Origin of the sequence: Photobacterium chitinilyticum, from assembly GCF_004104355.1 — a bacterium.
In the GTDB taxonomy this organism is placed as follows: Bacteria; Pseudomonadota; Gammaproteobacteria; order Enterobacterales; family Vibrionaceae; genus Photobacterium; species Photobacterium chitinilyticum.
Window position 1 is genome coordinate 159977 of sequence record NZ_RJLM01000007.1, and the last position, 21798, is coordinate 181774.

Consider the following 21798-nt stretch of genomic DNA (forward strand, 5'->3'; position numbering starts at 1 on the left):
GCCTCCTTTTTTGACTGGATGGCATGTCGTCGGTGCTCTTGAGGGCATTATATTTCCTCGACCAGCAGGTAGCCCTTGCCGCGAAGGGTTTTTATGCGAGGTTTTCCATCGATGCGATCCGGCAGCTTTTTGCGCAAGTTAGATACATGCATATCTATCGCGCGGTCAAATTGCGCCAGACGCTTGCCCAGTACTTCGAGGCTGAGTTCATTTTTGGCAATGATCTTGCCTGGGTGCTGAATAAAGTAGCTTAACAAAGCCAGCTCGGTGCCGGTCATCTCAATGGACTGTCCTTTGCAGAACACTTCCTGTCGGCCCGGATAGATATCGATGTCCTGATAGGTCAGGCACTCCGGCGTGTTGCGCGATTCACTGCTGGTTGTCTGCGTTCGGCGCAAAATTGCCCGCATGCGTGCTAGCAGCTCGCGATCACTGAACGGCTTGGGCAGGTAGTCGTCGGCACCGAGCTCCAGTCCCAGGACGCGGTCTATTTCCTCACCTTTCGCGGTCAGCATGAGTACGGGGGTAGAGTAGTTTTCCCGCAGCTTGCGCAGCATTTCGGTGCCGTTCATTTTCGGCATCATGACATCGAGCAGGATCAGGTCGATATTGTCATCGACTTTGCTAAGCCCTTGCTCGCCATTGTTTGCCTCTACGATTTCGAAGCCTTCCATTTCGAGAATATCGCTGAGCAGCGAAGTCAGCTCTGTATCGTCATCGACCAGCAGAATCTTTGCCATGAGAGTTACCTTATTGTTCCAGTCCCGCGATATTCAGGTAAATACGCGACAAGATGAATGAGATAGCTTCAGTATCGCTAATCTCGCACCCGGAACCAAGTTAATGCTAGCTGGCTTTACGCAGTTTTACGTTCTTTAGACAGCAGTTTACCTTGTGGTCGTTATTCTTAATCTATACCCGCTGAGGGACATTTGGAGAAGAACATCATGACTACATTCAAGAAGACACTCGTAATGGCAATTGCATTTCCACTGGCTCTAGGTTCTGCCTCTGCACTGGCCTTCGGCGGTGGTGGCAACGGCGGTCACCATGGCGGATATTTCGGTGGTAAAGGAGGCTGTGGTATGAAAGACGGACGCAAGGTTTTCCGTGAGTTGGATTTGACGGATACTCAGCAGCAGCAAATGAAAGAGATGCGCGATGCCAACCGCGAGGAAATGAAAGGCCGCTATGGTGAGCAGCGCGCGGTAATGCAAGCCAACCACCAGAAAATGCAATCATTGTTGCTGGCTGCTGATTTTGACGAAAATGCGGTACGTGAACTGGCCCAGCAGATGTCAGAGCAGCAAGTTGAGCGTCGGGTAACAATGATGAAGAAACGCCATGAAATGCTAAATATTCTGACTGCCGATCAAAAAGCTAAATTCCAGCAGCTACAGGCTGACCGAGCTGATCAATGCCAGGCGCGCTGGGCAGAAAAGAACCAATAATCCTGCTATCGCCAATGAAGCCGCAACGCTGGTTGCGGCTTTCTTTTGGTTGTACAAAATCGGAAATCCCTCAGGAATTTACTGTTCCCTACTATTTTTGTTATTAATTTTCATCGTAAAAAAGCTATACTGCGTGACATTGCCCAGTGAGTGCTTATGAATAGGTGTGATTATCATGGATGAAAAATGCACAGTCGCCCACGGTTGTCACTCTTCCTAGATGCACGACTGGTGGCTCTGATGACAGGATATATACTTAAGGCATGATGCAGCTTTACGTGCGGTATCTGCCTGGTCGTCAACCAGAATGCTAACAGTTTCGTTTCATATCCGCTGGCCAATCAGGCAAAGATCATGCTGCTGACTGAAGTCAGGGATGATCGTGATGTGAATCAACAAAATTTTTTATCAAAATTGTAATACTTCCACATTAGTAGGAAAGTTACAGTTTACACGAGCATAAGCCCGGCATTGCGGCTTATGGTACCGAGAGGGGGAACCTCGGTAACTCGTGCCGGATTTGATTTTTCAATTCCCAAAGTCAGAGGGTAACCATGATTAAAAAGATTGGTGTATTGACCAGTGGTGGTGACGCACCTGGTATGAATGCGGCGGTTCGCGGTGTTGTTCGCGCGGCATTGTCAGAAGGCCTGGAAGTTTATGGTGTATATGACGGCTATCAGGGCCTGCACCAGAACCGTATTGAAAAGCTGACTCGCTCAAGCGTGTCAGATGTGATCAATAAAGGCGGTACATTCCTGGGTTCAGCACGTTTTCCTGAGTTTAAAGACGAGAAAGTTCGTGCGCAGGCTATTGAGAACCTGAAAATTCACGGTATCGACGCACTGGTTGTGATCGGTGGTGATGGTTCATACATGGGTGCGAAAAAGCTGACTGAGATGGGTTACCCATGTATCGGTCTGCCAGGCACGATTGATAATGACGTTGCAGGTACTGACTACACAATCGGTTACCTAACGGCATTGAATACCGTGATCGATGCGATTGACCGCTTACGTGATACGTCTTCTTCTCACCAGCGTATTTCTATTGTTGAAGTGATGGGGCGTCATTGTGGTGATCTTACCCTGATGTCTGCGATTGCCGGTGGTTGTGAGTACATTATCACACCAGAAACCGGTCTGAACAAAGAAGAGCTGCTGGCGAAGATCAAAGAAGGGATCTACAAAGGCAAAAAGCATGCGATTATTGCGCTTACCGAGCTGATGACCGATGCTAACGAGCTGGCGAAGTACATCGAAGATGAAACTGGTCGTGAAACTCGTGCGACGGTTCTTGGTCATATCCAGCGTGGTGGGCAGCCAACGGCATTTGACCGTATTCTTGCCTCTCGCATGGGAGCTTACGCCGTTGACCTTCTTATGGAAGGTCTGGGCGGTCGTTGTGTCGGTGTTCAGAATGAAAAAATGGTGAACCACGACATCATCGATGCAATTGAGAACATGAAGCGTCCGGTTCGCAAAGATCTGTACGACTTGGCTGACAAACTGTTCTAGGACGGTTGTTGCTGATTAGTAAAAAACCGACTTTCGAGTCGGTTTTTTTGTCTCTGTTTTCTTCTTTTTTCAGAAACCAGAAACTAAAAAGGCCACCCGAAGGTGGCCTCTGATATTCTTATCAATCTACCCTAAAACTTAGGATGACTTATTTTTTCGCTTCAGCGGCTGCTTTTGCGATAGCTGCGAAGCTTGCTGCGTCTAGTGCTGCACCGCCAACTAGCGCACCGTCGATATCTGGCTGTGCGAAGTATGCTGCTGCGTTTTCAGGCTTAACAGAACCGCCGTACTGGATCACAACATTCTTAGCAACTTCTTCATTCTGCTCTGCGATGTGGCCACGGATAGCCGCGTGGATACGCTGTGCGTCATCAGCTGTTGCTGCTTTACCTGTACCGATTGCCCAGATTGGCTCGTACGCGATAATTGCGCCGTTTAGTGCTTCAGCACCCTGAGTTTTGATCACAGCATCAATTTGACGAGCACAAACGGCAACTGTTTCGCCAGCTTCGTTTTGTGCGTCAGATTCACCGATACAAAGAACAGGTGTTAGGCCTTGCTCTTTAAGGAAAGCAAATTTCTTAGCTACGAACTCGTCTGATTCGTTGTGGTATTCACGACGCTCAGAGTGACCGATGATGATATGGCTTGCACCGAAGTCTTTCAGCATTTCAGGAGAGATATCGCCTGTGAATGCACCGCTTGCGTTTACGTCAACATTCTGGGCACCAAGAATGATTTTGCTCTCACCTTTACCGATTAGCTGTTCAGCCAGATCAAGGTACATAGCTGGTGGAGCTACTGCTACGTCAACACCTTCAACACCTTTTAGTTCAGCATCAAGTCCCTTAAGTAGGTTAGATACCATTTCCTTGCTACCGTTTAGCTTCCAGTTACCCATAACTACAGGATGGCGCATAGCTTTTCTCCAAATCAATTTGATGTAAAAAATAATACCAAAAAGCGTAATTTTCTGATCTATTTCAGACAATTATGCTCTTGGGTATCCAGCCATTTTGTAAAAATATAACAGCTTGGGTTGATACTTTTACTGTCCAAAATCATATCTGTGCTTGGTTGTACCTTTTTCAACATCAAAAGTGAACAATTGGGCCGGAAATATTTTTAATTATTTCATTTCGACCAAAGAATAGGATGAAAAAAGACAGTGATCGGTGGTTGAAATATAGCCTATTTGCTTGGCTTGTCAGCAAGGAATCAGGTAAGTTGGAGATGTTTCGGTACAGTACCCTGTATTTTTATCTGTTAGTAGCATTTTTAACGTCATGGAGGAAGTTGTGCCTAATCTTGTTATGGAATATGCCGATCCGGTTGCCGAACGTGTCAATGTTCCGGGTTTGTTGGAAGATTTACATCAAGCCTTACTATCATGCAGATTGTTCGAGGCCGGTTCGGTTAAGTCCCGCTGTTACCCTTGCCATACTTGGTTGGTTGGCGCAGAAGGGGATCTCAATACCTTTATCCATATTGAGCTGAGCATGCTGTCAGGGCGGAGCCCGGAGCAAAAGCGAGAGCTTTCCAGAAGCTTGATTACGGTGTTGGAGCAGCATGCGAGTACAATCAATAGCCTGACAGTCGATGTCCGCGATATGGATCGTGATAGCTTCATCAAGGTGAGCTGCTAACTCAGCATCTGCAGATTCATTCCTTCAGCCTTTTGGTAGGGGCGTCATGCTGTGCTGTGGGTCGAGAGAAAGGCATGATCTCGGCTTGATGCTCGGTCAGCGTTTCTGGGGCGTTTAACGCCTGGGCAAAGCGTTTCAGTTGTATTTGTAGCTCCGCCATCAATAGAATATTGGTGTGGTTGGGGTTCTTCCCTTTGGCAATCACCTGGTTGATGTGACTCATTTGAGCCCGAAGCCGTGGTTGCATCTCGGTACTGGCATTGTTGATAATATCTTCGCTCATCGACAGCCGTAGCGATTCCAGTTCTTCTGGTGCCTGTTCAGCCATCACTTTTAATTCATCAAAAGAAGGTAAGGTTTGCATAACGGATTCCCCTATCAAGCCACCGGCTTCGATGCTCATTGATATTCACGCATGACTATCAATGAGTTGGTATGAGTTATGCTTTAAAGGTAGTCAGCTCGCTAGGAACAAGCTGACTCATTTATGAGATGTTGCACGAGATTGCAGTGAGACAAGGTGAGTTTTAGCGACCCATTTCTGTCTACCAGTAGTGCTCCATCGTGATTTGACCGGCTTTGCGTCGCAGGTTCTTGCTAAAGCCCTTGGATTCGAGTGCCGCCTTCGTCTCCCTGACCATTTCCGGGTTACCACAGAGCATTATTTGGCTTCGCTCGGGGGTGAGCGGCAGGCCAACGTGGCGTTCCAACATGCCATCGGCAATCGCAAGCGGGATCCGGCCGGGTAGCGATAATACGGCGGGCTCGCGGCTGACAAAGGGTTGGACAATCAGCTGTTCCGGGTATTGTGCTTTGAGTTCATTAATTTCAGCCTGATAGCTTAGATCGGCGGCGTAGCGAACGGCGTGGATCAGAACAACTTTTCGAAATCTGCGCCAGACTTCGGCTTCGCGCAAAATAGACAAATAGGGACCGATAGCGGTTCCGGTGGCCAGTAGCCACAAATGCTCGCTGTCAGGTACTTCGTTGAGGGTGAAATACCCATTGGCGCGGGCTGAAATGAAAACGGTGTCGCCGCTGTCAAGCGCATGGAGGCGAGGGGAAAGCAGCCCGTCAGCGACCCGGGTAGCATAGATTTCTATGTTGTTATCACTGGGCGGATTCACAAAGGAGTAGGCTCGCTGGACCATTTTACCGTCAATTTCCAATCCTAGCTTGGTAAACTGCCCGGCTTTGAAGGGCTCAATGTTTGCACGCAAGACAAGGCTAAACAGGTCACTGTTCCAGTGACGGTTGGTGATAACCTCAGCAGGGATCCAGTCGGCCATAATAATCTCCTAATTATGATTTTTGTATTCGATAAGCGCAGCGCCTCTCTCCGGCAATAATGTGTTCGTTTCGCTCTATATGGTACTCGTTGCCCAACAGGCGTCGGAAGACAGAGAGTTCAGATTTACATAGTGAAGGACAACGCTTGGCTGCATGGCAAATTGGGCAATGATTTTCCACCAAAATGAAGTCTTCACCGTCCTGGTGAAGTTGGGCCATGTAACCTTCCTGTTCCCTCAGTGTAGTCAGTATTTCCAGTTTTTCTTTTAAATTATAGCTGTTTGCCAATGCGTGCTGATATAGTTCAAAGGTTTGATTCTCTCTTCGTTCGACTACTTGATGAAGCCCATCAGTACCAAATATCTCTTCGACAGAATCAAGCATTTGAATAATAAGATCACCATGGCGATCGACAAAGCGGCGGTGGCCCTTGCTGGTCAGGTTCCAGTGCCGGGTCGGGCGGCCGACTTTGGCTTTGATGTCCTGAAAGTCAACCAACCCGTCTTCTTCCAGCCCCTGCAGGTGCTGCCGAACGCCCATGGTTGTCAGTTTGAATTCTTCGGCCAGCACCTTGGCTGTCACCGGGCCATCCCGTTTCATCCGATAGAGTATTTTTTCAATCGTTTTCATATCAGCTGCATTTTCCTTAATTGGTTTATTATGTAGCCAGCCAAGTAAATAAAGCAACAGCTTTACAAAGTTAAGTATACGCGAGTAATCACTATTGTGAGAGAACTAGCGTTGTTTTATTGAGATTGCAGGCAAGAAAAAGGCGTGCTTCATGGCACGCCTATTCGGTTAGACCGGATGTTCTGTCCTGAGATACATTACAGGATGTGATCCTTGATAGCATCGTCCTTGCGATCGAGGTAATGGGTCGATTTAATGCGGCGGATAGTGCGGCACTTGCCACGGATCAGCAGGGTTTCTGTGGTCGCGATATTGCCTTGACTGCTGATCCCCTCAAGTAAATCACCCTTGGTGATACCGGTTCCGGCAAAGATCACATTGTCACTTTGCGCCATATCTTCCATACGTAGCACGATATTCGGTTCGATACCCATTTCGTGGCAACGGTCGATTTCTACCTGGCCTAGCTGACGGTTTTCCTCATTGTCCCCTTTGACTTCATGGCGAGGAAGGAGACGGCCGTGCATGTCGCCACCCAGGGCACGGATAGCCGCTGCCGAGACGACACCTTCAGGTGCGCCGCCAATGCAATACATTACGTCGACTTCGCTGTCTGGCATACAGGTCAGGATCGAGGCGGCGACATCGCCGTCAGGGAAGGCAAAGACGCGTACGCCCATTTCCTGCATTTGTGCAATCACCCCGTCATGGCGAGGTTTGGCCAATGTAGTAACAACCAAGGTATCAAGTGTTTTGCCTAGGGCTGCTGCAATGTTCGCCAGGTTTTCTGTCAGTGGTAAGCCGAGATCGATACACCCTTTTGCTGCCGGGCCGACAACAAGTTTTTCCATATACATATCTGGTGCTTTCAGGAACGACCCTTTTTCGCCGGCGGCTAATACTGCCAGAGCATTGTTTTGGCCCATTGCCGTCATGCGGGTGCCTTCGATAGGGTCTACTGCAATATCGACCGCATCGCCGCCGGAGCCTACTTTCTCTCCGATATATAGCATCGGCGCTTCATCAATCTCACCTTCCCCGATCACAATTTCACCCTCGATCTCAGTCTGGTTCAGAAGGGTGCGCATTACTTCTACGGCGGCGCCGTCAGCGGCGTTTTTATCGCCGCGGCCAAGCCATTTGTAGCCAGCCAGTGCTGCACCTTCGGTGACTCGAGAAAATGCCATTGCTAAATCGCGTTTCATGGTTACTCCAGAAATAGAAATCAGTGGGCTAAAAAACTGGCGCGATTCTATCACAGCTGCTAGTGAAACGTTTGCGTAAATTTATTGTCGATGAAATAGCGAATCATTGCCGGAGTTAAAGAGAGTTCTGCTTGGAGGAATGGTGAACCGATGGACTAGCTACTGCGGATAAAAAAGGCCTGCATGGCAGGCCTTCTTGAGGGGGCTCAGAGGGACGAGTGATTACACGTCGTCTTCGACAGCCCAGCCTTTGGCGCACTCAACAGCACGCTTCCAGCCTTTATAACGATGATCTCGTTTTTGTTCGTCACCGTCAGGGACGAAGTTGCGATCCAGCACGGCTTTGTCTTTCAGCTCATCAATGCTGCCCCAGAAACCAACTGCTAGGCCCGCAAGGTAACCCGCACCCAGTGCTGTCACTTCGGTAACAACAGGGCGGTGGACTTCCGTTGCCAAAATATCGGACTGGAACTGCATTAGGAAGTTGTTGGCAACCGCGCCGCCATCAACACGCAGTGATGCGAGGTTGATACCGGAGTCAGCCTGCATTGCATCCAGTACGTCACGGGTCTGGTAAGCGACACTTTCCAGGGTTGCACGGATAATGTGGTTGGAGTTAACGCCGCGGGTCAGGCCGACGATAGCACCACGTGCATACGGATCCCAGTACGGAGCGCCCAGACCGGTAAAGGCCGGTACGACATAGACGCCGTTAGCGCTGCCCACTTTCTCGGCAAAGTATTCTGAATCTTTGGCATCATCAAGCAGCTTCACCTCATCGCGCAGCCATTGGATGGATGCACCGCCCATGAAGACTGCACCTTCGAGGGCGTAGGCCACATCGCCGGTCGGGCCACAGGCCAGGGTTGTCAGCAAACCATTGTGCGAGGTGACTTTTTCCTTGCCTGTATTCATCAGAAGGAAGCAACCGGTGCCGTAGGTATTTTTTGCCTGGCCTGGTTTGACACACATCTGACCGAATAGTGCCGCCTGCTGGTCGCCAGCAATACCGGCGATAGGAATACGGGTACCGCCCTTACCTCCGATGTTGGTCTGGCCGTACACTTCAGACGATGCTTTCACTTCAGGCATCATTGACAGTGGGATATCCAGCGCTTTAAGTAGCTTTTCGTCCCATTGCATGGTGTTGATGTTAAATACCATGGTACGAGATGCATTGGTGAAATCAGTAACGTGGACACGTCCCTGAGTCATCTTCCAGATCAGCCAGGTATCGACAGTACCGAACAGAAGGTTTCCGGCTTCGGCTTCTTCGCGTGCACCCTCGACGTTGTCCAGAATCCATTTGATTTTGGTGCCCGAGAAATAAGGGTCAACGACTAGGCCCGTATTTTCTCGAATGTACTCTTCCAGTCCCTGATCTTTCAATGTTTCACAGGTATCGGCGGTACGGCGGCACTGCCAGACAATGGCATTGTATACTGGCTTGCCGGTATTTTTGTTCCACACAATGGTCGTTTCGCGCTGGTTGGTGATACCGATACCGGCTACCTGATCGGAGCGGATCCCGGCTTTGGCGAGAACTTCAACCAGCGTCGAGCTTTGTGTGGCATAGATTTCGAGAGGATCATGCTCAACCCATCCGGCTTTTGGATAGATCTGAGTAAATTCACGCTGTGACGAGCACACAATGTTGGCGTTGTGATCCAGCACAACGGCACGGGAGCTGGTTGTACCTTGATCAAGTGCAACAATGTACTTTTGCTCTGTTGTCATGATGGTTTCCTCTAGTTGTAATTATATAAAGGGTAGTAGAGAGATTTTTCTGCTTATTATGCTTTTGCTGCTTCGCTGGCGCTTTCACGCTCTTCTGCAACGGCTTCGCTATTATCTGGCAGGTAAGCACTGATAGCTTTCGGGTATAGCCAACCACCGAAGCAGGCCCCGAAGATAGGCGCAAGGATAGGCACAATCATATAGGGGATGTCTTTTCCGCCAGTTAGCGCGACATCGCCCCAGCCTGCCAGGAAGGCAAAGAACTTCGGACCGAAATCACGAGCAGGGTTCATGGCAAAACCGGTTAGTGGACCAAGAGAGCCACCGATTACCGCGATCAGGATACCAATCATCAGCGGGGCCATAGGGCCGCGAGGAGCACCGTTCTTATCATCGGTAAGTGCAAGAATGGCAAACATCAGTACCGCAGTAATGACGAACTCAACCGCAAAGGCACCGCTGAAAGACAGAGCTGCATGCGGATAGGTCGAGAAGATCCCGGCTGTTGCCAGGCTAGCTTCGCTGCCACGTACAATTTGGTTCGCTGCTTCAAATTCGGTAAAGAGGTTGCTGTAAAGGGCGTAAATCAGTGCTGCGGTACAGAATGCCCCCAATAACTGGGCGGCGATATAAGGAGCTACTTTGCGTTTGTCAAAGCCATGGAACATAGCCAGGGCAATGGTTACCGCAGGGTTGATATGGGCACCGGAAACTCCGGCGGTGCAGTAGATGGCGATAGCGACACCTAAGCCCCACATGATGCTGATTTCCCACTGGCCGAAGTTAGCACCGGTTAGTACCAGTGCTGCGACACAGCCAACACCGAAGAAAATCAATAGTCCTGTCCCTATGAACTCGGCGATACACTCGCCAAGTAGCGTATGTTGTTTCGGGGTAGTCATTGTTCAGTCCTTTTGTCGAATGTTGTAGGGGTATTTCTTTTCTCTTTCTTATTCGCTCTTAATGTACTCGATCTAAACGTGATTAAAATGTTACAGAATTAAATTTGTGCGTTCGAGCATAAAATAAGTTCACTTTTGCGCGTTCGCGCAAACGGTTGCGGCTTTTTTGAACTGGATCTTGTTTGAAATTGCGCACTGCAATTAAGTGATTATTGATTCGATCAAATGCTTTTAAAGTATTGAATTGAAATAAAAAATCCGGCCAGGAAAAGGCCGGATGTGCCATAGGGGCAAGATCTTGGATTGCTCCAAGAGAGATACGATCAAGATAAAAATTAGCATGGCAACCCTGCATTAAAATAGAGTTAGATCGCAATTTTAAGCATTACGTTGTGTTCTGTTTGTGTGTCTCCGAGCATTTGTTCACTTCCTCGGCATTATGACGAAAAAGCGTAGCCCAGACTTAGGTCGTCGGTGAGTATGTCGTACATTGGCCACATCTAGCTGGTGGTAAGCAAAATAACTATCAGAATTGTGCAAATTTCACTCATTTGTTGCAAAGCAGAGGATTTGTAGATGCTAGAAGGCGGCAGCCTCGTTAGAATAGGCCCAACAGTAATGTAAACAGGCCTGTGGGATATTACCTTAACGGTTTAAGGTAAAAAGCTAGGCTGAGATCAGGTGAACAATATGTCATTAGAAATGTTGGAAAAGCTAGAAGCCAAAGTACAGATGGCTGTTGATACAATTTCCCTGCTGCAGATGGAAATTGAAGAACTAAAAGAACAAAACGATAGCCTATCGACTGAAGCCCAGGAACTGCGTTCAGGCCGAGAAGCGTTGGAACAAGACAACGAGAAGCTACGTAACGACCATCAGGCTTGGCAGGATCGCGTACGCAACCTGCTTGGTAAGATGGATCACGTAGAATAAAAAAACAGAGCCTGAAGGCTCTGTTTTTTTATCTAGGCAAGTACTGCTGTTATTAGTGGCTGGAACCCATTTTCGGTTAGCGCTTAGGCTAGCGGCTGATGGTTCCAGGCTCACTCTATATCGAGCGGTTCAGGCGAAAGGATGACACCTGTCGTGTCGGCATAGATATGGTCTTCCGGCAGGAAGGTGACACCGCCAAAATTCACGGCAACATCCACTTCCCCAATTTCTTGCTGATCTGCACCGACCGGTATTGAAGCCATCGCCTGAATGCCGACTTCCACCTCGTCCAATTCATCGACGTTGCGTACACAACCGTAGACAATTAACCCTTCCCATTCATTGCTGGCAGCAAGTTGTGCGATTTCGGCATCAACCAGCGCGCGCCTCAATGAGCCTCCGCCGTCGATAAGCAAAACACGCCCCACACCGGATTGTTGCAGAACATCTCGGATCAGGCCGTTGTCTTCAAAGCACTTAATGGTGGTAACCTGGCCGCCAAATGAGCTTCGGCCGCCATAAGAGCTGAACATTGGCTCAACAACATCGACCTGGTCGAGGTAGATATCGCATAGTTCGGACGTATTATATTCCATAAGTTCGCTTCTTCTTGTGGCAATAGAAAAGGGTGGTGCACAGCCTGCTGATAATGATGATCTGGTGTTGGCTGTTATATAACCTGTTGAAAGTATAACTAGCCGCTAAGACATTGCAATAACGCCCCTCACAAAGCAGGGGCAAACTAGTGAGGTCGATCTAGGTAGCAGCAAGCACTACGCCGGCGGCAAACAACAGATTTGTGAGCAGGGCACATTTCACCATCGTCGCCATCATGGGACGAAGAGCGGCTCCGTCGGCTGATTGGAGAACCTGTTTGCCGTGCTTGAACAATAGCGGTGCACTGAGGACAAACAGCCAGCCAAAGGGGGAATGCAGTTCCAGGGCCGCAAACAATGCCAGGCAGACGACACTGCCTGCCAGCAGGAACAGGTGGTATTTGCGTCCCCAGTCTGGCCCCATGCGCACAGCCAGGGTGAGCTTGCCGCACGCCCGGTCATTATCGATGTCACGCAGGTTATTGATGTTCAAAACGCCAACAGACAGCAGGCCGCAGGCTGTTGCGGGCAGCATGATAATAGAGTCTATCTGTCCGGCTTGCAGGTAATAGGTACCGGCAACGCCTAGCCAGCCAAAGAACATGAGTACGGATAGATCTCCCAAGCCACGGTAGCCGTAGGGTTTGTTACCGACGGTATAGGCGATAGAGGCTGCAATGGCCATCAGTCCAAGTAGCATAAATCCGAACATGTCCTGGAGGTTATTACAGGCGATAAAGATCAGGCTCAGGCCGCTTGTTATGGTAAGAATAGTATTTAATATCATGGCGTTGCGCATTGCTGACGGCGTCACCATTCCTGACTGGATAGCACGTTGCGGGCCGAGACGGTGTTTGTTGTCCGTACCTTTGACGGCGTCACCATAGTCATTGGCCAGATTTGACAGGATCTGGAGTAAGAGTGCAGTCAGCAGGGCCAAGCCCGCGATTAAAGCAGAAAAACTTCCTTGCCATCCTGCGACTGCACTTCCGCATACAATCGATGCGACGGCCAGAGGCAAGGTTTTTGGTCTTGCGGCATCCAGCCAGATTGCGAGTGAAGATGAATTCATAGTGTGCTTATTTCGGAATCAGTCGAGGAGCTATTATGGCGCAAACACAGCAATGGGCAACTTTATCGGCATATTGTTTGTTCAAGAACAAAAAAAACGGTGCTCAGCCGCACCGTTTCGATAATTGGTATAGATCACATAGATCGTTGGGCCTATAGGATAAAGCGGCTCAAGTCTTCGTCTTCTACCAGCTCGCCAAGGCGCTCGTTGACATAAGCTTCATCGATGATCAGTTTGTCGCCCGATTTCTCGGTCGCATCAAAAGAGAGCTCTTCCATTAGGCGCTCCATGACCGTGTGCAAGCGGCGAGCACCGATATTTTCAGTACGCTCGTTAACCTGCCATGCGGCATCTGCCAGCTTGTTGATCCCGTTTTCGGTAAACTCGATATTGACTGACTCGGTTGCCATCAACGCTTTGTACTGCTCGGTCAGGGATGCGTTCGGCTCGGTCAGGATACGCTTGAAGTCGTTGCTGGTGAGGGCTTCGAGTTCAACACGGATTGGCAGGCGTCCCTGTAGCTCAGGGATCAGATCCGATGGTTTCGCAACCTGGAATGCACCCGATGCAACAAACAGAATATGGTCAGTTTTAACCATACCGTGCTTGGTCGATACCGTGCTGCCTTCTACCAGTGGCAGCAAGTCACGCTGGACACCCTCGCGAGAGACATCAGGACCCGACGACTCACCGCGCTTACAGATTTTATCGACTTCATCAAGGAACACGATACCGTTATTTTCAACGGCAAAGATGGCCTGTTCTTTCAGCTCTTCCTGATTGACCAGTTTTGCCGCCTCTTCTTCGGTTGCCGCCTTCATCGCATCTTTGATTTTCATCTTGCGTTTTTTGGTGGTGTTACCGGCAAGATTCTGGAACATGCCCTGTAGCTGGTTAGTCATGTCTTCCATGCCGGGAGGCGCCATGATTTCGACCCCCATCTGAGGGGCTGCAACTTCGATTTCGATTTCTTTGTCGTCCAGCCGGCCCTCGCGCAGTTTCTTGCGGAAAGACTGTCGAGCGGTTGAGCTGCTATCTGCTTCTTCGTTTTGTCCCCAGGCATCACGTGCCGGCGGCAGCAGAATATCGAGAATGCGATCTTCGGCGAGCTCTTCAGCGCGGAAACGGACTTTTTCCATTGCCTGCTGGTGAGTCATCTTCACCGCTACATCCGTTAGATCACGAATGATAGTTTCTACTTCTTTGCCTACGTAGCCCACTTCGGTGAACTTGGTGGCTTCAACCTTGATGAATGGTGCGTTAGCAAGCTTGGCCAGGCGGCGGGCTATTTCGGTTTTACCGACACCCGTTGGGCCGATCATCAGGATATTTTTCGGGGTTACTTCAACACGCAGTTCTTCGGGAAGCTGCATACGGCGCCAGCGGTTGCGAAGGGCTATAGCCACGGCGCGCTTGGCTTTGTCTTGACCGATGATATGGCGATCAAGCTCATGGACGATTTCGCGTGGAGTCATCTCGGACATTACGGCTTCCTTATTTGGTATCAAGCTCTTCGATAGTGTGGTGGTGGTTGGTGAAAACGCAGATGTCACCGGCAATGTTCAGTGATTTTTCTGCAATTTCACTGGCACTTAGCTCAGTATTTTCTAGCAGGGCAGTGGCTGCGGCCTGCGCAAAGTTACCACCAGAGCCGATAGCGATAAGATCATTTTCTGGCTGAACCACGTCACCGTTGCCGGTGATGATTAAGGAGCCGGTTTCATCGGCAACAGCCAGCAGGGCCTCGAGCTTGCGAAGCATACGGTCGGTGCGCCAGTCTTTGGCCAGCTCCACCGCCGCCTTGAGAAGGTGGCCCTGATGCATTTCAAGCTTACGCTCAAAACGTTCGAATAGGGTGAAGGCATCAGCCGTGCCGCCGGCAAAGCCTGCAAGAACTTTGTTGTTGTATAAACGGCGCACTTTGCGAGCGTTACCTTTCATCACGGTATTGCCCAGGGAAACCTGGCCATCACCGGCGATAACGACTTTACCGTTTCGACGTACAGATACGATAGTTGTCACGGTTTTACCTCTTTGATTTTCTCCGGCCTGTGCCGGTATCGGTATTACTGCTTATCTGGGGGTGGGGGGGGATTTTTTCAAGGTATCAATATTGGAAAAAGGAAAGGATGCCATCGCATCCTTTTTCTTTTCCGGTTGTTAGCCGCTGGTCGCGAGCAAGCTGTTTACTCCCAGAACCAGATCGCACAAGGCTCGATACCGGCTCGTCGCAGCATGTTGCGATCACTCTCGGCTTTGCGCTTTTGCGGGTAAGGACCAAGGATCACCCGGTACCAGTTGCCCTTTTCTCCCTGGCTTACCTTGACCTGGCTGGTCAGCCCCTGGAAAGCAATCATGGCTTTTCGCTGTTCGGCCTGGTCTTGGCTGCGGTAGGCACCACACTGCATAAGATACGGACGGCTAGGTTTCTGTTCTTTCTTGGCCTCAACCGGTACTTCTTTGTTTTTGAGCTCTTCGATATAGCGCCACTTTTCCTCGGGCTTCGGTGGCAGTTTCTTTTCCTGCGGCTTGGCTTTTGGTTTCGGTTGCGGCTTAGGGGCGGATTTCGGCTGAACGATCTCTGGCTGAGGAGCCGGGGCTGTCGACAGGAAATACAGGCCATAAGCGAGTGCACTGACAAGGCACAGTGCAATAAATGCCCATTTTAACGGGAAGCTCCCGGACGGCGGGGCTTTACGAGTGTTACGGGCTGGCTTTTTCGGCGAGCGTCCGCGCTTTACATAATCTTTTGTGGCCACAGTAAGAATAAACACAACGGGAGAAACAATTCTCGCTATGTTACAAAGTTGCGCTGGAGCTGACTAGTGTCGTGATCAGATCTGGAAGGAATACTTGCACTCAATTGAGTGAATTTTGTGAGCTTATACCCAAATCATAAGCTCACAGAGGGAGTCGTTAGCGGGCTAAGGTGCCGGAGGTGCTGCACTTTCTCGGATCACCAACTTGGCATCAAGCAGGCGAGATCCCGATGAGACATCTTTGCCCTTGAGGATTTCAAGCAGCATCAGCATCGATTGACGACCGATTTCGTAGCGCGGCTGCGAAACCGTTGTTAGCGGTGGATCGCAGTATTCGGCGAACTGAATGTCATCGAAACCGACAATGGACAAATCTTGCGGTACCCGGAAACCGAGACGCTTGGCTTGTTGCATGGCACCGATAGCCATGACATCACTGTGGCACAGCAAGGCTGTTGGCGGCTCGGGTAACGATAGCAATGCCGTTACGGCACGGGCACCGGCTGCAAATGTGAAATCGCCCTTGACGGTATAGGCCGGGTTGAGCTCGATGCCTGCGCGGCGCAGGGCCTGCTGATAGCCTTGCGAACGGAATTGGCACAACGCCGCCGAATCCGGGCCTGATATTTGTGCAATACGTTTGTGGCCCATTTGGGTCAGGTAGTTGACCGCCTCAAAGGCCGCTGTGAGGTTGTCGATATGAACCGTGGGAAGTTCGAGTTCAGGGGCAAATTCACAGGCCATTACCATTGGGGGTAAATTTTTCTGCTCTGGTTTGCTGACATCAAACGGTAGATCCGTACCGAGTAGCAGCATACCGTCAGCCTGTTTGGTAAAGACGAGATTGACGAACGAGTTCTCACGGGTTTTTTGCTGCCCGCTGTCACCGAGCAATACCAGGTAGCCATGCTCCATCGCGGCTTCCTCGATACCCCGGATTATTTCTGTAAAGTAAGGATCACAGATATCCGGCACGATAGTGACAATGGTTTTAGATTCGTTACGACGAAGATTTCTAGCCAGCGAGTTGGGTGAGTAGCCAGCATCCATGACGGCCTGCTCAACCTTTTTTCGGGTTGAAGCCGACACTTTTTCCGGGTTCATCAAGGCACGGGAAACCGTGGCTGTTGAGACACCGGCGAGCTGGGCAACATCCTTCATTGTCGCCATAATTACAGTTCCTCTCTATTATATTTCTCTCATAATTGCCGGAGGATCGTAGCCAAATTGGGCAGATACCTATGCCAGCGAGCCTGTTATTGTAGGCTCTCCGCGGGGGATTAAACATGCTCGCAATAGCATAAATTACATTCAAGGTGTGACATGGGTCGCATTGTTCATTTTAAGTTAAATCCTGCGGTTCTACATCAATCGACCACCTGACTTTTCTTGCAAGAGGCAATAACTGGATAGCCGGTTTGGCGATAGCCAGCATTCGCTGCAGGGTCTTACGATCCGGTGCCTGAACTAACAACTGCCAGCGATAGCGCCCGGCGCGGCGTGACAACGGAGCGGGATTGGGGCCCATAATCTGGGTATCCTGGCCATATAGCGGACTTGATTCGAAAATACCGCGAACTTGCAGTAATAATTGTTCAACCTGCTCACTGTTGTTTGCTTCTGCACGAAACAGGGTCAGGTAGGTATATGGCGGCAGGAGCGCCTGCTTGCGTTCGCAAAGTGCACTGACGCCAAACTGATCATAGCCTTTATGCAGTAAAGCCTGAAGCAGGGCATGTTCCGGATGATGGGTTTGCAGGATAACCTCTCCGGGCTTGCTGGCTCTGCCTGCTCGTCCGGCAACCTGGACGAACAGCTGGGCCAGCCGTTCGGATGCCCGGAAGTCATTGCTGAACAGCGCACTGTCGACATCTATCAGGCTGACCAGTGTTACATCAGGAAAATGGTGTCCTTTGGCCAGCATCTGGGTACCGATCAGGATTTGATACTCATTGTCTTTGATCGCCTCGAGGTAGTTTTCCAGGCTGCCTTTACGGCGAGTACTGTCACGGTCTATCCGTACGGTTTTGTATTCTGGGAACAGAGTGGCCAGCTGTTGTTCCAGCTGCTCGGTTCCGACCCCAACAGCATTGAGCTGGGTCGAGCCGCAGTTGCCGCATTGCGGCATTACCGGACGCTGGGTGGCGCAGTGGTGGCAGCGCAGCTCGCCAGATTGCTGGTGGAAGGTGTAGTAGGCATCACAGCGCTTGCACTCGGCAAGCCAGCCGCATTCGTGGCAGATAATCGCCGGGGAAAAACCTCGCCGATTAAGGAACAGCATAACCTGGTTTCCGGCCTCGAGATGTTTGCGCATTCGCGCAATAAGCGGCGCGGAAAGCCCAGCATCAAGATAGAGGCCTTTGACATCCAGTACCCCGTGGCGTGCCTGTTGGGCATTGCCTGCCCGGCGGGTAAGCGTCAGGTGGTGGTATTTGCCGGTTCTGGCATTGTGAAGGCTTTCCAGGGCAGGGGTAGCCGAGCCGAGGATCACCGGAATGTTTTCTCGGTTGGCCCGCATCACGGCCAGATCCCGGGCGTGATAGCGCAGGCTGTCCTGCTGCTTGTACGAGGCATCATGCTCTTCGTCAACAATAACAATGCCGAGGTTGCTAAAGGGGGTGAACAGTGCCGAACGTGTGCCGATAATGATCCCTGCCTGGTTATCCCGCCCAGCCAGCCAGGATGACAACCGCTCGGTATCATTCAGTCCTGAATGGACGGTTTCAAGTGGCACATTGAAGCGGCGGCGGAAACGGTTGATGGTCTGCGGGGTCAGGCCTATTTCAGGCACCAGGATCAGGGCCTGCCTGCCGGCTGCCAGTACAGGCTCCAGCAGGTTGAGGTAGACCTCAGTTTTACCCGAGCCGGTAATTCCCTCGAGCAGATAGCAGCCAAACTCTGGGTTGGCGTTGACGGTAGCAACCGCCAGTGCCTGCTCGTCATTGAGCTTGGGCTTTTCTTCGGTGACGGCAAAGCTGCGCTGCCAGTCAACACTGCGAGGCTGCTCCTCGAGGGCTTTAATCCAACCCTTGTCACTTAGCGTCTTCAATGTTGCTGAACTGACTTCATCGGCCAGCAGACTTTCGTGGCTGCATTTGCCATGACGCAGGGTATTGAGTACCTGGGCCTGGCGAGGAGCCCGGCTCAACGAAGCCAACGGTTGGTCGCGTCCGGTTTCGGTAATTTGCCACATTTTCAGGCTGGCAGGTGAGGCGTCACGGCCTTTGCGCAGCAATGTCGGCATCGCGTTGGCCAAAGTATCGCCGAGCGGGTACTGGTAATAGCTACTGGCCCAGCTTAGTAGGCCGAATAATGGCGGCTGCCAGAGTGGCTTGCTATCCAGCACGGCGTTAATGGCTTTTAGTTGGGCCAGAGGGAAGTCGGATTGATCGGTGATAGCCATGACGATGCCGACTAGCTGCTGGCGGCCAAAAGGAACCCGTACCCGACCGCCGACGACGGGAGAATGATCTGGCTTAATCAGATAATCAAAGTATTTATCTAATGGTACAGGAAGTGCCACTCGGGCAATGTTGGGCGTCATAACTAACCGATTAATCCACATATACTAAGATAAGGAAGTGTACATTGCTCGGCTGCGGGCGCAAAGCGGTGAAAAAAGGAGCGCATTAGTTGATTTGGACGGCGTGATTGATTACTATACGCCGCCTAATTTATTGTATTGGCTTCAGCTTGCTGATGGCCAGACTTTATACTGTTTATTAACGCGTGTGGTGCCCGGCTTTGGATCGGGAGAGCGACACGGCCTTAGCTTTGAGGTAATCCCATGAAACAAGGTATTCACCCAGAATACACAGCAGTGAACGCTAAATGTTCTTGCGGCAACACTTTCGTATTTAACTCTACAATGAGCAAAGACATCAACCTTGATGTATGCGATAAGTGTCACCCTTTCTACACAGGTAAGCAGCGTCAGGTTAACACTGGCGGCCGTATCGACAAGTTCAACAAGCGTTTCGGTGCGCTTTCTAGCAAGTAATTGCCAGATGAATTCCGAAAAAGGGATGCGCAAGCATCCCTTTTTTTATCTGCTGAAAATAGCCAGTGTATTTTATTCAGTCTTTTCTTCTTTATATTCTTCTATTTTTGAATACTTTGCTTACTAAGTAGCACGTTTTCTACCCATTCTTGCGGTACCTGATCAAAATTTCGCTATACCTGAGTATTCCGGTAGGGATTTATTGGCTCGACCAGCGTTGCTGCGCTAGGATTTTGTATCGCTATAGAATATGATCTATATCCCAATACCGTACTGAACATCATTTTCATTCAGGATCAAGACCACTATGTCTGAAGATTTTCGCCAACAAGCACTGCACTATCACGCTTACCCTGTACCAGGTAAAACCGCAATTTCACTCACCAAGCCGGCAAATACGGTTGAAGATCTTGCTTTGGCCTACAGCCCAGGTGTAGCAGAGCCTGTTCGAGAGATCGCGCAAAACGCAGAAAACGTATACAAGTACACCGGTAAGGGCAACATGGTTGCAGTCATTACCAACGGTACCGCCATCCTGGGTTTAGGTAACCTTGGTCCTCTTGCATCTAAACCTGTTATGGAAGGTAAATCTTTACTTTTTAAGCGTTTTGCTGGTTTAGATTCTATCGATATCGAAGTGAAGCACCGCACTATCGATGAGTTCGTTGAGACGGTAGCGAATATCGCTGATACCTTTGGCGGCATTAACCTGGAAGATATCAAGGCTCCCGATTGTTTTGAAATTGAAAAGCGCCTGATTGAACGTTGTGCGATTCCTGTTTTCCACGATGATCAGCATGGTACGGCAATCGTAACGGCTGCGGGCATGCTGAATGCACTTGATATCCAGGGCAAAGACATCAGTGAATCTGTGATTGTCTGTCTGGGAGCTGGCGCAGCGGCAGTTGCCTGTATGGAGCTGCTGATCAAGTGTGGTGCCCAGCGTGAGAAAATCTATATGCTGGATCGCAAGGGCGTGATCCACACCCGTCGCGACGACATTAATGAATACAAGCAGCTGTTTGCCAACAATACCGACAAGCGCACTCTGGAAGATGTGATCGAGGGTGCTGATATCTTTGTTGGTGTTTCTGGCCCCAACCTGTTGACACCGGAAGCTCTCGGACTCATGGCTGATAAGCCAGTCGTCTTTGCGTGTTCTAACCCGGATCCTGAAATTAAGCCTGAGCTTGCCCACGCCGTGCGTGATGATCTGATCATGGGGACTGGCCGTTCAGACTACCCGAATCAGGTAAACAATGTGATTTGTTTCCCGTTCATTTTCCGTGGTGCATTGGATGTTCGTGCCAGCGTAATTAATGATGAAATGAAATTGGCGGCAGTTCATGCCATCCGCGAACTGGCTAAAGAGCCAGTGCCTGCTGAAGTCGTAACAGCGGCGGGGGCTGACAAGCTGGAATTTGGTACTGACTATATTATTCCAAAACCGATGGATCCCCGTTTGCTTCCTCGAGTTGCCAAGGCTGTTGCCCAGGCGGCCATTGATTCAGGCGTGGCGCAGATTGAGATGCCTGTCGGCTATATGGATAACAAATAAGTTATTGCTTCGTCGAAATATAAAAAAACCAGCCATCGGGCTGGTTTTTTTATGTCTGAAAACGGCAGTCTATACTGAAACGTGCCAATGTGGTGCTTACTCGTTGATGTCTTCGTATTTTATGCCCATTTCATCCATCAGCTCCTTGGCTTCAGCGGGCAGATCGTCAGGGCGGTCCTTTCGAATGTCATCGTCGGTCGGTAGCGGCTGGCCAGTGTAGGCATGCAGGAAGGCCTCGCACAGTAACTCGCTGTTGGTTGCGTGCCGCAGGTTGTTGATCTGACGGCGGGTACGCTCGTCAGTCAGTATTTTGAGTACCTTCAATGGAATCGAAACGGTGATTTTTTTTACTTGTTCGTTTTTCTTACCGTGTTCCGCATACGGGCTGATGTATTCGCCATTCCACTCTGCCATTTTTTACCTTCTCAGCGATGTTGGATTCAATAAATTTAATATGGGTGAATTTTAGCGGGATTTACTGCCATAAGCAAAGACATATAGA

Annotated in this window: 23 protein-coding genes; 6 read left to right on the top strand and 17 right to left on the bottom strand. The window is 50.1% G+C overall.

Annotated features, from left to right (window positions below):
- Positions 1 to 47: 47 nt before the first annotated feature.
- The gene (locus EDI28_RS17180) at positions 48 to 740 is read right to left on the bottom strand and encodes a response regulator (protein WP_128785112.1); all 693 of its coding nucleotides are present in this window, start codon (positions 738 to 740) and stop codon (positions 48 to 50) included.
- A gap of 207 nt (positions 741 to 947) precedes the next feature.
- Here EDI28_RS17180 and EDI28_RS17185 point away from each other — a divergent pair, with 207 nt between their 5' ends.
- Positions 948 to 1451, top strand: coding sequence for a CpxP family protein (locus EDI28_RS17185; RefSeq protein ID WP_128785113.1), 504 nt, complete (start codon positions 948 to 950; stop codon positions 1449 to 1451).
- Positions 1452 to 2005: 554 nt separating this feature from the next.
- A complete protein-coding gene (gene pfkA, locus EDI28_RS17190; protein ID WP_128785114.1) occupies positions 2006 to 2968 on the top strand; it encodes a 6-phosphofructokinase in 963 nt (320 codons plus the stop codon).
- Positions 2969 to 3116: 148 nt separating this feature from the next.
- Here the strand turns inward: pfkA and tpiA are convergent, their stop codons facing one another.
- Positions 3117 to 3887, bottom strand: a complete 771-nt coding sequence (gene tpiA, locus EDI28_RS17195; RefSeq protein ID WP_128785115.1) for a triose-phosphate isomerase — start codon at positions 3885 to 3887, stop codon at positions 3117 to 3119.
- A 379-nt stretch (positions 3888 to 4266) separates the two neighbouring features.
- On the opposite strand from tpiA, the gene EDI28_RS17200 reads away from it, so the two are divergent.
- Positions 4267 to 4614, top strand: coding sequence for a 5-carboxymethyl-2-hydroxymuconate Delta-isomerase (locus EDI28_RS17200; protein WP_128785116.1), 348 nt, complete (start codon positions 4267 to 4269; stop codon positions 4612 to 4614).
- A gap of 16 nt (positions 4615 to 4630) precedes the next feature.
- On the opposite strand, the gene EDI28_RS17205 is transcribed toward EDI28_RS17200, so the two are convergent.
- From EDI28_RS17205 to EDI28_RS17235, 7 genes are all read right to left on the bottom strand, one after another.
- Positions 4631 to 4978 carry a DUF3135 domain-containing protein gene (locus tag EDI28_RS17205; RefSeq protein ID WP_128785117.1) on the bottom strand — a complete coding sequence of 116 codons (348 nt, stop codon included), beginning with the start codon at positions 4976 to 4978 and terminating at the stop codon, positions 4631 to 4633.
- A gap of 181 nt (positions 4979 to 5159) precedes the next feature.
- A complete protein-coding gene (locus EDI28_RS17210) occupies positions 5160 to 5903 on the bottom strand; it encodes a ferredoxin--NADP reductase (RefSeq protein WP_128785118.1) in 744 nt (247 codons plus the stop codon).
- A gap of 13 nt (positions 5904 to 5916) precedes the next feature.
- Positions 5917 to 6534: a helix-turn-helix transcriptional regulator gene (locus EDI28_RS17215; RefSeq protein WP_128785119.1), complete on the bottom strand. Its 618-nt coding sequence runs from the start codon at positions 6532 to 6534 to the stop codon at positions 5917 to 5919.
- Between the two features lie 197 nt (positions 6535 to 6731).
- A complete protein-coding gene (gene glpX / locus EDI28_RS17220; RefSeq protein ID WP_128785120.1) occupies positions 6732 to 7739 on the bottom strand; it encodes a class II fructose-bisphosphatase in 1008 nt (335 codons plus the stop codon).
- 222 nt (positions 7740 to 7961) lie between these two features.
- Positions 7962 to 9476, bottom strand: coding sequence for a glycerol kinase GlpK (gene glpK / locus EDI28_RS17225; protein ID WP_128785121.1), 1515 nt, complete (start codon positions 9474 to 9476; stop codon positions 7962 to 7964).
- 56 nt (positions 9477 to 9532) lie between these two features.
- Positions 9533 to 10378: an MIP/aquaporin family protein gene (locus EDI28_RS17230; RefSeq protein ID WP_128785122.1), complete on the bottom strand. Its 846-nt coding sequence runs from the start codon at positions 10376 to 10378 to the stop codon at positions 9533 to 9535.
- An 82-nt stretch (positions 10379 to 10460) separates the two neighbouring features.
- Positions 10461 to 10754, bottom strand: a complete 294-nt coding sequence (locus EDI28_RS17235) for a hypothetical protein (RefSeq protein ID WP_128785123.1) — start codon at positions 10752 to 10754, stop codon at positions 10461 to 10463.
- A 314-nt stretch (positions 10755 to 11068) separates the two neighbouring features.
- On the opposite strand from EDI28_RS17235, the gene zapB reads away from it, so the two are divergent.
- The gene (gene zapB, locus EDI28_RS17240; RefSeq protein ID WP_128785124.1) at positions 11069 to 11311 is read left to right on the top strand and encodes a cell division protein ZapB; all 243 of its coding nucleotides are present in this window, start codon (positions 11069 to 11071) and stop codon (positions 11309 to 11311) included.
- A 110-nt stretch (positions 11312 to 11421) separates the two neighbouring features.
- Here zapB and rraA read toward each other — a convergent pair whose 3' ends face one another.
- From rraA to priA, 7 genes are all read right to left on the bottom strand, one after another.
- Positions 11422 to 11907, bottom strand: a complete 486-nt coding sequence (gene rraA / locus EDI28_RS17245) for a ribonuclease E activity regulator RraA (protein ID WP_128785125.1) — start codon at positions 11905 to 11907, stop codon at positions 11422 to 11424.
- Between the two features lie 160 nt (positions 11908 to 12067).
- Positions 12068 to 12979: a 1,4-dihydroxy-2-naphthoate polyprenyltransferase gene (locus EDI28_RS17250; protein WP_128785126.1), complete on the bottom strand. Its 912-nt coding sequence runs from the start codon at positions 12977 to 12979 to the stop codon at positions 12068 to 12070.
- Between the two features lie 152 nt (positions 12980 to 13131).
- Positions 13132 to 14463 (bottom strand): ATP-dependent protease ATPase subunit HslU, encoded by a 1332-nt coding sequence (gene hslU / locus EDI28_RS17255; RefSeq protein ID WP_128785127.1) that lies wholly within the window; start codon positions 14461 to 14463, stop codon positions 13132 to 13134.
- A 10-nt stretch (positions 14464 to 14473) separates the two neighbouring features.
- The gene (gene hslV, locus EDI28_RS17260) at positions 14474 to 15001 is read right to left on the bottom strand and encodes an ATP-dependent protease subunit HslV (protein ID WP_128785128.1); all 528 of its coding nucleotides are present in this window, start codon (positions 14999 to 15001) and stop codon (positions 14474 to 14476) included.
- 164 nt (positions 15002 to 15165) lie between these two features.
- Entirely contained in the window at positions 15166 to 15738 is a 573-nt protein-coding gene (locus tag EDI28_RS17265; protein WP_128785129.1) for an SPOR domain-containing protein, read from the bottom strand.
- Between the two features lie 165 nt (positions 15739 to 15903).
- Positions 15904 to 16908, bottom strand: coding sequence for a DNA-binding transcriptional regulator CytR (gene cytR / locus EDI28_RS17270; protein WP_128785130.1), 1005 nt, complete (start codon positions 16906 to 16908; stop codon positions 15904 to 15906).
- A 172-nt stretch (positions 16909 to 17080) separates the two neighbouring features.
- The gene (gene priA / locus EDI28_RS17275; protein ID WP_128785131.1) at positions 17081 to 19282 is read right to left on the bottom strand and encodes a primosomal protein N'; all 2202 of its coding nucleotides are present in this window, start codon (positions 19280 to 19282) and stop codon (positions 17081 to 17083) included.
- Between the two features lie 243 nt (positions 19283 to 19525).
- Between priA and rpmE the strand changes: the two genes are divergently transcribed.
- Both rpmE and EDI28_RS17285 read left to right on the top strand, forming a co-directional pair.
- Positions 19526 to 19738, top strand: coding sequence for a 50S ribosomal protein L31 (gene rpmE / locus EDI28_RS17280; protein ID WP_128785132.1), 213 nt, complete (start codon positions 19526 to 19528; stop codon positions 19736 to 19738).
- Between the two features lie 307 nt (positions 19739 to 20045).
- Complete coding sequence (locus tag EDI28_RS17285; protein ID WP_128785133.1) at positions 20046 to 21296, top strand: malic enzyme-like NAD(P)-binding protein; 1251 nt, start codon at positions 20046 to 20048, stop codon at positions 21294 to 21296.
- Between the two features lie 96 nt (positions 21297 to 21392).
- Here EDI28_RS17285 and metJ read toward each other — a convergent pair whose 3' ends face one another.
- Positions 21393 to 21710: a met regulon transcriptional regulator MetJ gene (gene metJ / locus EDI28_RS17290; RefSeq protein ID WP_128785134.1), complete on the bottom strand. Its 318-nt coding sequence runs from the start codon at positions 21708 to 21710 to the stop codon at positions 21393 to 21395.
- Positions 21711 to 21798: the final 88 nt, after the last annotated feature.

What these genes read in the sequence shown, in the direction of transcription:
- rraA (WP_128785125.1), bottom strand. Translation starts at nt 11,907, where the DNA reads ATGGAATATAATACGTCCGAACTATGCGATATCTACCTCGACCAGGTC.
- rpmE (WP_128785132.1), top strand. Translation starts at nt 19,526, where the DNA reads ATGAAACAAGGTATTCACCCAGAATACACAGCAGTGAACGCTAAATGT.
- hslU (WP_128785127.1), bottom strand. Translation starts at nt 14,463, where the DNA reads ATGTCCGAGATGACTCCACGCGAAATCGTCCATGAGCTTGATCGCCAT.
- zapB (WP_128785124.1), top strand. Translation starts at nt 11,069, where the DNA reads ATGTCATTAGAAATGTTGGAAAAGCTAGAAGCCAAAGTACAGATGGCT.
- EDI28_RS17180 (WP_128785112.1), bottom strand. Translation starts at nt 740, where the DNA reads ATGGCAAAGATTCTGCTGGTCGATGACGATACAGAGCTGACTTCGCTG.
- EDI28_RS17285 (WP_128785133.1), top strand. Translation starts at nt 20,046, where the DNA reads ATGTCTGAAGATTTTCGCCAACAAGCACTGCACTATCACGCTTACCCT.
- EDI28_RS17205 (WP_128785117.1), bottom strand. Translation starts at nt 4,978, where the DNA reads ATGCAAACCTTACCTTCTTTTGATGAATTAAAAGTGATGGCTGAACAG.
- pfkA (WP_128785114.1), top strand. Translation starts at nt 2,006, where the DNA reads ATGATTAAAAAGATTGGTGTATTGACCAGTGGTGGTGACGCACCTGGT.
- tpiA (WP_128785115.1), bottom strand. Translation starts at nt 3,887, where the DNA reads ATGCGCCATCCTGTAGTTATGGGTAACTGGAAGCTAAACGGTAGCAAG.
- EDI28_RS17215 (WP_128785119.1), bottom strand. Translation starts at nt 6,534, where the DNA reads ATGAAAACGATTGAAAAAATACTCTATCGGATGAAACGGGATGGCCCG.
- cytR (WP_128785130.1), bottom strand. Translation starts at nt 16,908, where the DNA reads ATGGCGACAATGAAGGATGTTGCCCAGCTCGCCGGTGTCTCAACAGCC.
- EDI28_RS17230 (WP_128785122.1), bottom strand. Translation starts at nt 10,378, where the DNA reads ATGACTACCCCGAAACAACATACGCTACTTGGCGAGTGTATCGCCGAG.
- metJ (WP_128785134.1), bottom strand. Translation starts at nt 21,710, where the DNA reads ATGGCAGAGTGGAATGGCGAATACATCAGCCCGTATGCGGAACACGGT.
- glpK (WP_128785121.1), bottom strand. Translation starts at nt 9,476, where the DNA reads ATGACAACAGAGCAAAAGTACATTGTTGCACTTGATCAAGGTACAACC.
- glpX (WP_128785120.1), bottom strand. Translation starts at nt 7,739, where the DNA reads ATGAAACGCGATTTAGCAATGGCATTTTCTCGAGTCACCGAAGGTGCA.
- priA (WP_128785131.1), bottom strand. Translation starts at nt 19,282, where the DNA reads ATGACGCCCAACATTGCCCGAGTGGCACTTCCTGTACCATTAGATAAA.
- EDI28_RS17250 (WP_128785126.1), bottom strand. Translation starts at nt 12,979, where the DNA reads ATGAATTCATCTTCACTCGCAATCTGGCTGGATGCCGCAAGACCAAAA.
- EDI28_RS17210 (WP_128785118.1), bottom strand. Translation starts at nt 5,903, where the DNA reads ATGGCCGACTGGATCCCTGCTGAGGTTATCACCAACCGTCACTGGAAC.
- EDI28_RS17185 (WP_128785113.1), top strand. Translation starts at nt 948, where the DNA reads ATGACTACATTCAAGAAGACACTCGTAATGGCAATTGCATTTCCACTG.